General features: G+C 63.5%; 12 protein-coding genes. 7 read left to right on the top strand and 5 right to left on the bottom strand.

All coding sequences use genetic code 11. From position 1 onward, the window contains the following. Positions 1-8: 8 nt before the first annotated feature. From puhA to hemA, 7 genes are read left to right on the top strand one after another with little or no spacing between them, the layout of a single operon-like run. On the top strand, positions 9-815 hold the full coding sequence (puhA, locus tag GRI59_RS14290; RefSeq protein WP_160761922.1) for a photosynthetic reaction center subunit H: 807 nt from the start codon (positions 9-11) through the stop codon (positions 813-815). After that, positions 806-1,585: a photosynthetic complex putative assembly protein PuhB gene (gene puhB / locus GRI59_RS14285; protein ID WP_160761921.1), complete on the top strand. Its 780-nt coding sequence runs from the start codon at positions 806-808 to the stop codon at positions 1,583-1,585. The genes puhA and puhB overlap by 10 nt, the downstream gene beginning before the upstream one ends. Further along, positions 1,582-2,070: a photosynthetic complex assembly protein PuhC gene (puhC, locus tag GRI59_RS14280; RefSeq protein WP_160761920.1), complete on the top strand. Its 489-nt coding sequence runs from the start codon at positions 1,582-1,584 to the stop codon at positions 2,068-2,070. Before puhB ends, puhC begins: the two co-directional genes overlap by 4 nt. Then, a complete protein-coding gene (locus GRI59_RS14275) occupies positions 2,067-2,372 on the top strand; it encodes a hypothetical protein (RefSeq protein WP_160761919.1) in 306 nt (101 codons plus the stop codon). The genes puhC and GRI59_RS14275 overlap by 4 nt, the downstream gene beginning before the upstream one ends. Continuing rightward, a complete protein-coding gene (acsF, locus tag GRI59_RS14270; protein WP_160761918.1) occupies positions 2,369-3,430 on the top strand; it encodes a magnesium-protoporphyrin IX monomethyl ester (oxidative) cyclase in 1,062 nt (353 codons plus the stop codon). Before GRI59_RS14275 ends, acsF begins: the two co-directional genes overlap by 4 nt. After that, positions 3,424-4,218 carry a putative photosynthetic complex assembly protein PuhE gene (gene puhE, locus GRI59_RS14265; RefSeq protein WP_160761917.1) on the top strand — a complete coding sequence of 265 codons (795 nt, stop codon included), beginning with the start codon at positions 3,424-3,426 and terminating at the stop codon, positions 4,216-4,218. Before acsF ends, puhE begins: the two co-directional genes overlap by 7 nt. 31 nt (positions 4,219-4,249) lie before the next feature. Then, a complete protein-coding gene (hemA, locus tag GRI59_RS14260) occupies positions 4,250-5,470 on the top strand; it encodes a 5-aminolevulinate synthase (RefSeq protein ID WP_160762036.1) in 1,221 nt (406 codons plus the stop codon). Positions 5,471-5,857: 387 nt separating this feature from the next. Here hemA and GRI59_RS14255 read toward each other — a convergent pair whose 3' ends face one another. The 5 genes from GRI59_RS14255 to GRI59_RS14235 all read right to left on the bottom strand — a co-directional run bounded on the left by GRI59_RS14255 (position 5,858) and on the right by GRI59_RS14235 (position 13,007). Continuing rightward, positions 5,858-7,087 carry a pyridoxal phosphate-dependent decarboxylase family protein gene (locus tag GRI59_RS14255; protein WP_160761916.1) on the bottom strand — a complete coding sequence of 410 codons (1,230 nt, stop codon included), beginning with the start codon at positions 7,085-7,087 and terminating at the stop codon, positions 5,858-5,860. Positions 7,088-7,266: 179 nt separating this feature from the next. Beyond that, the gene (locus tag GRI59_RS14250) at positions 7,267-7,794 is read right to left on the bottom strand and encodes a DUF2239 family protein (RefSeq protein WP_160761915.1); all 528 of its coding nucleotides are present in this window, start codon (positions 7,792-7,794) and stop codon (positions 7,267-7,269) included. 167 nt (positions 7,795-7,961) lie between these two features. After that, a complete protein-coding gene (locus GRI59_RS14245; protein WP_160761914.1) occupies positions 7,962-10,034 on the bottom strand; it encodes a glycoside hydrolase family 97 protein in 2,073 nt (690 codons plus the stop codon). Positions 10,035-10,062: 28 nt separating this feature from the next. Then, positions 10,063-11,430 (bottom strand): alpha-amylase family glycosyl hydrolase, encoded by a 1,368-nt coding sequence (locus GRI59_RS14240; RefSeq protein ID WP_183363750.1) that lies wholly within the window; start codon positions 11,428-11,430, stop codon positions 10,063-10,065. Continuing rightward, the gene (locus GRI59_RS14235; protein ID WP_160761913.1) at positions 11,427-13,007 is read right to left on the bottom strand and encodes an MFS transporter; all 1,581 of its coding nucleotides are present in this window, start codon (positions 13,005-13,007) and stop codon (positions 11,427-11,429) included. The genes GRI59_RS14240 and GRI59_RS14235 overlap by 4 nt, the downstream gene beginning before the upstream one ends. Positions 13,008-13,146 lie beyond the last annotated feature (139 nt).

Here is a 13,146-nt window from a genome sequence, read left to right as displayed (position 1 = left end):
AATATGAAATGAACGCTGCCTATATCGTCGGCACCTTCGATGTTGCCGAACTCACCTTCCTGCTGTTTTTCGGATTCTTCATCGCGCTGGTGTTCTACCTGAACCGCGAAAGCCGCCGTGAGGGCTACCCGCTCGAAGATGAGGGCACCGGCAAGATTCACCCCGGCAGCCTGTTCGATGCGGGCAAGAAGACCTTCCAACTGCCGAATGGCCGCGGCACCTATGTGCCGGAAGACGTCGCCCGCGATGACATCAACGTCCCCGGCGTGCCGGCCTTCCGCTCCGCTGGAGCGCCGCTGGTGCCGACTGGCGATCCGATGATCGATGGCATGGGCCCGGCCGCCTTTGCCAACCGCTCCAAGTATCCCGACCTCACCTTCGATGGTCGTCCGCGCATCGTTCCGATCGCTGCCAGCCACGAGATCATCGTCTCGCCGCAGGATCCGCAGCTGGTTGGCTGGCCGGTGGTTGCTGCAGACGGCGTGACCGTGGGCAAGGTCAGCGATATCTGGGTCGATCAGGCCGAACACCTGATCCGTTACCTCGAAGTCGAAACCACCACCGGCAAGAAGGTCCTGGCGCCCATGATGGTTGCCACGGTCCACGGCAACGGCCTGATCGACGCGCTGCTGCCGATCATCGAGGACAAGCCCAAGTTCGTCGAGATCGACGCCATCACCGCCGCGCAGTTCGAGAACGCACCGACGCTCGAAACCGCTGGCATCATCACCCGCTACGAAGAAGACCGCGTCCAGGCCTATTTCGGCGGCGGTTACATGTATGCGACTCCGGAAAGGTCTGAAGCATGGATCTGAACCAAACCGCAGGTGCAGCAGCGACGGAAACGTCGCTGCTCACTGGCCTCGATCACGCTTCGCTCGAGAATGATGGGCCCAAGGCTTTCGGCGACCGGATCGGCACGCCGGCACCTGAGGAAAAGGTTTTGTGGAAGGGCCGTCCCACGGTCGGCCTGCTGGCCCGCTCGGCGTTCCATGCCCACAAGGCCGGGACCTACATGGCCGCGCTTTCGGTGATTGCATTGCTGACCGGCAACTCGACAGCGGCGCTGGTCGCCGCCGGGCTAGGGGTGGTGCTGGTCGGCTTGCTGTATATGCTCGCCTGGGCGAGCGCGCGCACGACGCTCTACATCCTGACCGACGCGCGGATGATCATGCGCATCGGCATGGCGATCGAGACGCGGATCAACCTTCCGCTCAAGCAGATCACGGCCGCCAACTTCCGCGCACGCGGTAAGGGTCACGGCGACATTGCTTTTGAACTGACTGGTGAGCGACTGCTCAGCACGCTGCTGCTGTGGCCACATGTGCGCCCGTTCCACTATGCGATGCCCCAGCCGATGCTGCGCGCTGTGCCTGAAGCGGCCCACGTGGCGCAGATGATCGCCGAGGCCCGCGCACAATATGGCGCGATCGAACGGAATTTGACCGAGATCAAGGAAGCCGCCCCCGCCAGCGTTCAACATACAGGTCAGCACGCAGCTCAGGGCGCAGGTGCGGCTGTGGCCGGACGTCTCGCTCCGGTCATGGGCCGGGCCGGACAGAGTCTTGAGGGAGCGCCAGCATGATCGTTCGCGAATATGAAAAGGACGAAGTCACCGTTCACAAGGCGCCGCTGGTGCTAATGGGCGGGATGGTTGCCATAGCGCTGGCATTGACGTCGGCTGTCACCCTCGGCTTCTTCGAGCGTCAGTCAGTTCCCGCTGAGGCGCGGGCTGCAGCCGGGGTTAAGGCCGCGGACGAGGTCACGCTGCGCTTCTTCGATGAGGAAGACGGCACCGTGCGCGTCGAGGACGGGGCGACGGCTCAGGTGCTCGGCAGCTTCGGCCAGGGCGAAGGCGGCTTCATCCGCGCCACCGTGCGCAGCTTGGTCCATCAGCGCCGCATCCGCGGCGAAGGACCGGCAGTGCCCTTCACCCTCACCAAATGGGACAATGATACGCTCACACTGGCCGATCCGGTCACGGGGTTCAGTGTCGAGGTCAGCTCCTTCGGGCCTGACAACCGCGCGGTTTATGCCAACATGTTCACAGTCAAGGCCGCGGCGCAGTGACGGCATTCTCCTTCCTCACGGCGAGCTCGTTCGAAACGCCCTGCACGATCACGGTAGAGCAGAGCCCCGAGCATTTCCACGCTCATGTCGAACTGGCCGATGAGGTCATTATCCAGCCGGGCGACAAGGTCCGCGTCCACGGCGCGCCGATCCAAATCCCGTTTGGCACGCGCCAGGTGTTCGAACGCCGCGCGACTGTCACCCGCGCCAGCCCGCTGATGCGCGGACTGACCAAAGTCGCCGCCTATTTTGATCTGGCGGAACTCTACGAAGTCAGTTTCAATGCCGGGAGGATCAAATGAACGCCTACAAGCCGATGACCAGCGAAGAAGCGATGGCGATCGCGACGCAGGACACGATGCTGACCCCGCGTTTCTACACCACCGATTATGACGCGCTTGATGCCATCGACATCAGCCGCGTGCGGCGCGAATGGGACCAGTTGATCGCCGACATGGTGGGTGATCCCAACAAGCTGCACTTCAAGCACTCGGACCGCTTCAAGGGCGTGATCGAGGGTCTCGAGCCCGCGCTGCGCAAGGAGTTCACCGATTTCCTCGTCAGTTCGATGACGAGCGAGTTTTCGGGCTGCGTGCTCTATGCCGAGATCGCCAAGCGCACCAAAAACCCGGATGTGAAGCAGCTGTTCCGCCTGCTCGCCCGCGATGAAAGCCGGCATGCCGGTTTCATCAACGAAAGCCTGAAGGATGCCGGCATCGGCGTCGATCTGGGCTATCTGACGAAGACCAAGAAATACACGTATTTCAAGCCGAAGTTCATCTTCTACGCGGTCTATCTGTCGGAGAAGATCGGCTACGCGCGCTACATCACCATCTTCCGCCATCTGGCTCAGAACCCGCAATACAAGTTCCACCCGATCTTCGACTGGTTCGAGGAATGGTGCAACGACGAGTTCCGCCATGGTGAGGCTTTTGCCATGCTGCTGCGCGCCGATCCTAAGCTTCTGGAAGGCGCCAACAAGCTGTGGGTCCGCTTCTTCCTGCTGTCGGTCTACGCCACGATGTATGTGCGCGATCACAACCGTCCGCTGTTCCACGCCGCGCTCGGGGTCGACCCGACCGAGTATGGCTACAAGGTGTTCGAGATCTGCAACCAGATCAGCCGCCAGGTCTTCCCAGTGGAACTGGACATTGATGCGCCTGCCTTCCGCACCCAGATGGAAAAGCTGCGTCTCGCTGCCGGGCGCATCGAAGAAGGCAAGGCGCGCGGTGGGATCGGCGGTCTGCTGCAGCGCGCTTCCGGCATGGCCGGCGCTGGCCTCGCCTTTGCCAAGATGTATCTGCAAAAGCCCAAGTCCAACGCTCTGCCCGCTTCGATCAGGCTCCAGCCCGCGTGGTAAGCTGGAGCGGCCATGTTTTGCCGTTCATCGTGACGGTGGCGATCTGGTTTGTCGCAACCGGGCTGATTGCCTGGGCGGACAACCGTGAGCGCGCGACCTTCTCGACCAGCCTGCTGATCGGCAGCATTGCCGGGATCGCCGGTCTGGTGGTGATCCTCGTCGCATCGCTCTCGGCCGAGGTGTGGGCGGTGTACCTGGCCTTTATCGGCGCGCTGATGGTTTGGGGCTGGCATGAACTCTCGTTCCTGACGGGCGCATCGGCCGGGCCGCGCCGAGGGCTGGCCGATCTATCGCTGACCGGCGTCGCCCGCTTCCGGCAGGCCGCCGCGACCGTGATGCATCACGAGGTCGCTCTGGCGCTCACCGCGTTGCTGCTGATCTCGCTGTCGTGGAGCGTGCCCAACCAGATCGGGGCAACCGTGTTCGTGCTCATGTTCGCGATGCGGCTCATCTCGAAGATCAACCTGTTTGTCGGCGTGCCCAATTCCACTTCAGAAATGCTGCCCGAGCAGCTCGCTTACCTGAAGACCTATTTCGGCCCGAACCGTATGACGGTGCTGCTGGTGCTGTCGGTCGCCGGGATAGGCGGGGTGACCGCATGGTTCGCCAGCCTCGCGCTCGCAGCGCCGGTGGGCAGCGCCGAGATGGTGGGCGCGAGCCTGCTGACCACTCTGAGCTTGCTCGGCGTGCTCGAACACCTTTTCCTCGCCCTGCCATTCCGCGACGGAATGCTGTGGGGCTGGGCTTTGCCGCAGCGGAAGGCTGCGGCGCAGATCCATTCAGATTGAAAGCAAGACAATGACGACAGAGGGAACCCCGATGGACTTCGAAGCCTATTTCGCCGGCGAGCTGGACACTGTGCGCGCCGACGGCCGCTACCGGGTGTTCACCGATATCAAGCGCCACCGCGGCCGCTTCCCGCACGCGACGCGCTTTGTCGAAGGCGAAACCCAGGCGGTGACCGTGTGGTGTTCGAACGACTATCTCGGCATGGGCCAGCATCCCGACGTGCTCGAAGCGATGCATGACTGCCTCGACGAATGCGGCGCAGGTGCGGGCGGCACACGCAACATTTCGGGCACCAATCACCACCACGTGCTGCTTGAGGCTGAGCTGGCTGACCTGCACAACAAGGAAGCGGCCCTGCTGTTCACCAGCGGCTATGTTTCCAACTGGGCGGGCCTTGGCACGCTGGCGTCGAAGATCCCCGGCTGCGTCGTGTTCTCGGACGCGCTCAACCACGCCTCGATGATTGAAGGCATCCGCCACAGCCGCGCGCCTTACAAGGTGTGGCGCCACAATGACGCGGCACACCTCGACGAACTCCTGTCGATGTACGGCCCCGACGTTCCGAAGCTGGTCGCGTTCGAGAGCGTCTATTCGATGGACGGCGACATTGCCCCCATCGCCGACATCCTCGACGTCTGCGAAAAGCATGGCGCGATGAGCTATATCGATGAAGTCCACGCCGTCGGCCTCTATGGCCCGCGCGGTGGCGGGATTGCCGAGCGCGAAGGGCTGATGGACCGCATCACCGTGATCGAAGGGACGCTGGGCAAGGCGTTCGGCGTGATGGGCGGCTACATCGCCGCATCCGCGAATCTCGTCGATTTCGTGCGCAGCTTTGCCAGCGGCTTCATCTTCTCGACCGCCCTGCCCCCTGCCATCGCAGCGGGCGCAGCGGCCAGCATCCGCCACCTCAAGAACAGCAGCGCCGAGCGCGAGCTTCAGCAGAAGCGCGTCGCGCAGGTCCGCCGCGCGCTCGACATCATGGGCATCCCGCACTTGGACAACCCCAGCCACATCATCCCGGTGATGGTGGGCGACGCCAAGAAGTGCAAGATGATCAGCGACTGGCTGATGGACAACCACGGCATCTACGTGCAGCCGATCAACTACCCGACCGTGCCCGTGGGGACCGAACGCCTGCGCGTGACCCCCTCGCCCGTGCACACCGATGGCGACATCGACCGGCTGATCAAGGCCCTGTCCGAGATCTGGTCGCATTGCGAACTCGCCCGGATGGAACAGGCCGCCTGAGGCCGCGCCCCCGGTCATGCACGTAGCTGTTGGAGACACATGAGACACTGTCCAGGGGAGGAAACCCCCCGTCCCGCCGCGCCTGTCTGACGGGCACGGAATGGGACGGCTGCATGGGTCATGCGGCGGGTCTTGTCAGCCCACAGCCGAGTAGGAAAATGATTTAGCTTTCATCAGCTCTCCCTTGGACGGGAGTGGAGGGTGGATGCCTTAGGCGAGGCGTCCGCCCTCCTTTGCGTCTGGAAGCGCGGGGATCAGCCAAGGATGTAAAGTCGCTGCGTCACGGCAGATTGCGGCAGTGATGGGGAAAATCCCCGCATGGCCGTTTCCGGGACTCGGCCAGCGCGGCCGAAATGGCAGATGCTAGGTGGATAGGCGAATGGCGGCTTATCGGATGCCCAAGCCACGCAGCGCCACTTCCATGGCGGTCGCGAAGGCGTCCAACTCGAAGTTCGGGTTAGCCGCGACATTGCGCAGCCAGCGTTCGCCGCCCAGGTTGGTGACCGAACATGATCCCGGCGGCATTGCGGCAAACAGTGGTTCGGTGAGGTCCGTTCTCTTCGGACGCCAGACCACCACTCCGGTCTGCGGCATAGCCAGAAGTTCGAGCTGGTCGTGGGACAGTATAAGGGATGCAAGCTCGCTCGCCGCCGCCATCAGGGCGTCGATACGGGTGGCCGTCCCCTGCCGTCCCCACGCGAGCAGGGTGGCAAGGAGCGGAACGGCGGTCGCGCCGTGGGAGCCCAGAACCCCGACATTTGGCGCGGCAAGGTAGGCACCGCCGAAGGAAATCGCATCGTGCGCTCTGGCTGCATCGCGAAAGAGCACGAAGGCGGACTCCTTGGGCTGAAACAGCCATTTGTGCGCCGACACCGCTACCGAATCCGCCCCCTCGATGCCGGAGAGCACGTGCGCGTGCGCTTGGCTGAGCCGCAAGGGCCCAGCCCATGCCGCATCGACATGGGTCCAAGCGGCGCGTCCGCACAGTGACAAATCGTCGACCGCGCCCGTGCTGGTCGTGCCTGCGGTCAGCACCAGAGCCGTGTGCCGCAGGTCCTCAGGCACCGCCTTCGGCACAAGCGCGCCCGATGGCCCGCAGGGGAGTGGACGCGCGGCGAGGCCGAGAATGTGGGCCGCCTTGCCTACGGACAAATGGGCGGACTCTCCATAGACCACCTCTTTGACCCCCGCACATTCCCGCGCCGCCCACAGCGCAGTGAGATTGGCGATTGTCGATCCGGGCACCATGTGCCCGCCGCTCATTCCGAAGAATGGCGTGAGCCAGTCGATTACCCTGTGTTCGATCTCACGCGCCGTCGGGGCGGTTGCCGGATGAAGCAGGTTCTGGTTGACCGATGCGTTCCATAAGGTCGTCGCCCAGGTGATCCACGGTGTGGGCGGATCCATATGGGCAAATGCGGTCGCATCGCCCAGCGCGCTGGCCTTGCCGAGAACTGCGGGCGCAAGAAAATCCAACGTGGCTTGCCCGCCGAGCCCCAACTCCGGCATTTCGGCAGGCATGGAAGGCGCGCCCTCACCGCCCTCGCTTTTCCCGCCCATGAGTTCAAGCGCCCGGCTAAGGGCTTCGCGATCAAAGGCGAAATCGGGGTCGGCCATGGAGACTTATTAGCGCGGCGGGCACATTCCGCCATTTGAATCCTTGTGGTCAGCAATCCGACCGCCTTGGGATCGATTTGAGAATTTCGCTCCTGGCGAAAACACCGCCAAAGCCGCCATGCCGCTTTCTCCCGAGAAATCCGCCCTAGGGCTTGCGCAACGGCAAGAGGCGACACGCACTATCCTGCCTCTTGATCGCTCGTGTTCAGGCCGAGCAGGCTGTCGATGTAGAGCCGCACGTCTTGGGGCCAGTGCGCAATTGCAGATGCAAAACTGGTGCTATCAGAACGATAAAGCGCGCGCAGCGCTTCCTCGTAGCCCTTCATATCGCCGCACAGGCCCTGCATGAACCGATAGGCCGCGTCTTGGCGATCACGAACAGTGCGCCCCTGCGAGCGTGCAGCATCCACGAGGCGTCGAAGCGCAGCAGAAGCGCCGCCACTTTGTTGAGAGAGCCAATCCCAGTGTCGCGGAAGCAGCGTCACCTCTCGCGCTTGAACGCCCAGTTTCGGGCGCCCAACAGGCTGGGGCGTAATCCCTGCCATTGTTCCCTGATAATCGAGGTCCGTGACCCGCCCGGTCTCGTCATCGAAGACGAGGATGGAATCCTTGTGCTCCGATAGGTCCGACAGGATCTGCCTTTGGACGTCATCGCGCGTGCCAGAGGCGACTCGCTCATGCGCAAGAAAAGCCGTGTAATTTGTCATCGTGGGTTGCCTCCTGAGAGGCGGGATTATACCCGGATGAAAATAGAGTCAATTATACCCGGGTAATAATCGCCTCGTGCCCGTTTGGCGTCCGATTTGGAGTCGTTTGCCGAACGTCCGCTTTGTCCGAAACGAGGCGAAAGCCGCCGATCCGGTTGCGGCGTCCCTCACTTCACCGGAATGAACCGCACCGCGACCCCGCCCGATGCCGCCAGCCGCACAGCGAAGATGTCCCCGCCGGTCACCACCTTTTCCTCGATCACGATGTCATAGGGGTTGTAGTCCCAATGCGCGTGCGGGCCGTCGCGGTAGATCTGCGCGCGGTATTTGCGGCCCTTTTCGAGGAAGGACAGCGCCAGCGACAGGTCGCGCGACTTCTCGTCGGTCACCGCCCCGAGGAACCATTCCTTTGACTTGCGCCCCTGCCGAGCAAAGGCGACATATTGGCCAACCTCACCGGCCAGCGCGATCGACTCCTCCCAATCGGCCTCCACATCCTTGATGAACTGGAAGGCTTCGGGCCGGGCCTCGTAATTCTCGGGCAGGTCAGCGGCCATCTGGAGCGGCGAGTAGATCGTCACATAAGTCGCAAGCTGCTTGGCCAGCGTCGTTTGCGGGCGGTTCTTCGGGTCTCCCCGCGCCATATCCGCACGCACCGGCGCGCGTTCATTGGGGCGCAGGTCGAAGATGCCGGGAGTGTAATCGAACGGCCCCGCCAGCAGCGCGGAAAAGGCCAGCATCGGCTCGTGCGAAGGCGGGTTGGGCGGCGAGCCCCAGGCGTTGAACTCCATGCCGCGCGCGCCTTCGCGGCTCATCCAGTTGGGATAGGTGCGGCGCAGGCCCGTGTCCTTGACCGGCTCGTGCGTGTCCATCGCGATCTCGCGCTCGGCTGCGGCCTTGATCACTGTCATGTGGTGGTCGATCATCCGCTGGCTATCGTAATATTCGTAGTGGCGGATGCCCTTATCATCGACCCACACGGCATCGCCCGCGTCCGAGACATAGCCGGTCTTCACATAGCGCGAGCCGATCTTGCGGACGAGATCGAGGCCAGCTTCGAGCTGCTTTTCGTAGTTGGTAAGATTGGCCGAAGTTTCGTGATGGACGATGATGCTGACGCCCTTGGCGGCGGCATATTTGCTCAGGGCTTCGATGTCGTAATCGGGATAGGCCTCGGTGAAGCTGAACAGATCGCCATTGTTGAACCAGTCGCCGTCCCAGCCCTTGTTCCAACCTTCGACCAGCACGCCGGCAAAGCCATGCTTGGCGGCGAAGTCGATATAGCGCTTCGTCTCGGCGGTGGTGGCGCCGTGGTACTTGTCGCTCGCCCAAGTGCGGTCATTGATGTGCATAGCCCACCAGATGCCGACATATTTGCCGGGCTTGGCATAGGAGACGTCGCCCAGTGTGTTGGGCTCGTTGAGGTTGAGAATGATGTCGGAATTGATCAGCCCCACCGCCTCGCGCGCGATCTGGATGGTGCGCCATGGGGACTTGAACGGCGCCTTGGTCTTCACCTTTGGCCCACCCGACCAGTTCCTCAGGTTCGCCTGGAAATTGCCCGGTCGCAGCTGATCCAGCGACATCGAGGAGTAATCGACCAACGCCGCCTCGTGGATCGCAAAGTGGATGCCGGTGGTGGTGCGGAAGGTGGACGGGGTGTGCGCATCATCAACCTCGCCTGCGGGGGCGACGCGATAGATATATTCGTTGCGGTTGTATTCGTCGGACGGCGTGTACCACATCGTCGTTTTGTCGCCGACGCCGAACTGGGTCAGCTCTTCGACGATGGCGATATCGCCTTCCAGCGCGGCCTGTTCGGGCAATTCATAGCGGAAGCCTATCCCGGTATCGAAGGCGCGGAACCGGACGGTCATCTGACGGTCCGGGCCATCAGCGGGCTTGAAGGTCACCGCGAGTTCGTTGTGCTGGTCGCGCACCAGACGGCGCTCGCCCCACGGCTGTTCCCACGTGGTGTCGCTGCTGGCGCGGGTCGATCCGGCAATGGCGAGACCGCGCTCAAACCCGTGGTGTTCGGCGAACAGCATCCCGAGCTTTGACGGGGCGATGACCTGCTCGCCTTCGAAGCTGACCGCATAGGTCGCCTGCCCGCCATCATCCTTGACCGTAACGGCGATCTTTCCGTCGGGCGAGGTCAGTTCCAGCGTCTCGGCATAGGCAGGCGCGGCGGCCCATGCGACTACCGCCGCCGCGATCAACCGGGTCCAAAGCTTCGTCATGCGTCCTCTCCCGCGCCTATCGGGGCGCTCATTTGGTCTCTGTGAAAATCCGGTAGCCCCACGGAGCAAGCGCGAGCGTCTCGCCGCCCGCGAAGGCCATCGCCTCGCCGCTCAGCGCATCGGCATAGCGGCCATGATGGCGCGCGTGCTGGAAGGTCACCTGCTGCGGCCGGGGGCTGAGGTTGAACACCGCAAACACCCGCTCGCCCTCCGCCCCGCGCGTGAAGGCAAAGACATCCGCCGTCGCATCGGTCGGCACCTCGACAAGCGCCGCGCCGAAGCGGCCGTTGTGGAGCGCGGAGTTAGCCGTCTTGAGCGCGATCAGCTTGGCCAGCAGCGCGGCGTGCTTGCCTTCGCGCCAGACGATCGGATCGCGCTCGAAGAACTTGAGCTGGCGGTCATTATCCGCCTCCTGCCCGTTATAGATCAGCGGCAAGCCGGGGCCGGTGAAGGACAGCGCGATTCCCGCCTCGTAAGCCGGGCCGTAGATTTCGGCCGCCACCCCGTCCCAAGAATTCTGGTCGTGGTTATCGGTATAGACCATGCGCATCGCGGCATGGGGCCATGTTTCGGACTGCCCGGCGTAATAGCCGCGCATCGCCCCAGCCCCGCTGCCGTCCTTCACAAGGCGCTGCATCGCCTCCTTCCAGCCCCAGCCATAGGTGGCGTCAAAGGCGCGAGCGTGGAGATCGCGCTGCTCCCATTCGGCGAGCATGAAGACCGGTTTGACCTTGTCGAGTTCGGCGCGCGCGGTCTCCCAGAAATCGGTCGGGACATATCCGGCTACGTCGGCGCGATACCCGTCGATGCCGAATTCGCGCACCCAGTAGACGAGGCTCTCGGTCATGTATTGTCGCAAACCGGGCTGTCTGTAATCGAAGTCCGCCACGTCAGACCAGTCGGTTCCCGCAGGCGACATCAGCGCGCCTTCGGGCGTGCGGGTGTACCAATCCGGGTGGCTCACAGTCAGCGGATTGTCATAGGCAGAATGGTTGGCGACCCAGTCGAGGATCACCTTCAGCCCCAGCCGGTGCGCCTCGTCCACGAAGGCGCGGAACTCTGCCTCCGTGCCGAACTCGGGATTGACGCCGCGGTAATCGTGCACCGCGTAGGGGCTGCCGAGGCTGCCCTTGCGGTTCGCCTCGCCAATCGGGTGGATCGGCATCAGCCAGATGATGTCGACCCCCATCGCGGCCAGCCGGGGTAGCTGCTTCTGCGCCGCTGCGAAGGTGCCCTCTGGCGTGAACTGCCGGGTGTTGAGTTGATACAGTACCGCGTCGCGCGTCCACTCGGCGTTCTGTACCTCAACCACATCACGCGGGGTGTAATCGGGTTGGGCCAGCGCCGGGGTAGCGACCAGCGCGCCCGCCAGCAAGGCAAAGGCCAGCCGCATCATGCTTCTCCGGCCTGCAAAGCCGGAACGCCCCGCGCCTCGCCATCGATGACGAACAGTGTTGCCGCCGCCGCCAGCACGAAGCTCGCCGCCGCAATCGCCATCGCGTAGATCGGTTCACCCCCGAACAGGTTGGTGAGGAGAAAGCCGAGCAGCGTCGAGGCAAGCAGCTGCGGCACGACGATGAAGATGTTGAACACCCCCATGTAAATGCCCATTTTTTCCGCCGGGACGCAGCCTGCGAGGATCGCATAGGGCAGCGCCACGATCGAGGCCCAGGCGATGCCGATGCCGATCTGCGGCACCCACAGCAGCGCCGGATCGCGCACCAGCAGCACCGCCGCAAAGCCCGCCGCGCCCATCAGCAGGTTGATCGCGTGCAAGCGGCAGCGGTCGATCTTCGCGGCGACCATCACAAACCCGAGCGCCGCGGCAGCGGCCAAGCCGTTGCGCACCGATCCCATCAGGCTCCACCAATCGGCACCGTCCTGATAGGCCGCGCTTGCCGCGTCGGCCGCGCCGAAGTGATATTCGGTCACGCCCGGCGTGCCATAGATCCACAACGCAAACATCCCGAACCAGCTGAAGAACTGCACCACGGCCAGCTGGCGCATGGTCTTGGGCATGGCGAACAGATCGCTCACCACTTCCATGAAGCCGCTGTCATTGCGCCCCTGCCCGCGCAAGGATGCAGCGACGAGCTGGATCACGCCGAAGCCTGCCAGCAGGGCGGCGAGGACATAGATGTCCTTGGCCACTTCAATGTCGCCGAGGAACGCAGGGCGGCTCTCCCCCCGCGCAAAGGCCACCAGTACAGCGAGGCCGAGACCGGCGATGATCCAGACGATCCCGCCATTGGAAAACTGCCGCGCCGTGCGCTCCACATCGGCATGGGTTGCGCCCGCAGCAGGCCCGCGCGCGGCTTCGAACCGGGCGAGTTCTTGCGGGGAATACTCCTTGGTCGAAAACACCGTCCACGCGACCGCCGCCACCAGTGCCGCTCCGCCGATATAGAACGACCAGCGCACCGTTTCCGGGATCTCGCCCACAGGCGCGATGTTGCTGAGGCCGAGCCAGTTGGTCATCACCCACGGCAGCGCGCCCGCCATCACCGCGCCCGTACCGATGAAGAAGCTCTGCATCGCATAGCCCATCGTCCGCTGCCGGTCGGGCAGGTTGTCGCCGACAAACGCGCGGAACGGCTCCATCGTGATGTTGAGCGAGGCGTCCATGACCCACAGCATCCCGGCCGCGATCCACAGCACCGGAGCATTGGGCATGACAAACAGCGCAAGGGTCGCCAGCAGCGCGCCTACGAGGAAATAGGGACGGCGCCGGCCGAAGCGGGGGCTCCAGGTTTTGTCCGACAGATGCCCGATGATCGGCTGCACGATCAGCCCGGTCATCGGCGCGGCAATCCACAGGATCGCCAGTTCGCCAACATCCGCGCCGAGGGTCTGAAAAATGCGGCTGACATTACCGTTCTGAAGCTCGAACCCGATCTGGATTCCGAGGAAGCCGAAGCTCATGTTCCAGATTTGGCCTGCGTTCAGCGCAGGCTTTTGGCCGGCTTGCGTCATGATCGTATCATCCCTCTCCCCCGCGCCACCATCTGCCCGGAGGTGACGCGGCTCCCGGCATCGCGTAGGCTCCCGGATCTGTCGCCGGGTGACGCATTGCACGATGCCGGGCCATAGTCTGGACGCCTTGCAAAAATTT

Origin of the sequence: Erythrobacter ramosus, from assembly GCF_009828055.1 — a bacterium.
In the GTDB taxonomy this organism is placed as follows: Bacteria; Pseudomonadota; Alphaproteobacteria; order Sphingomonadales; family Sphingomonadaceae; genus Erythrobacter; species Erythrobacter ramosus.
Note: the sequence above shows the minus strand (reverse complement) of the source record. Positions and strands in the feature narration are given on the sequence as shown.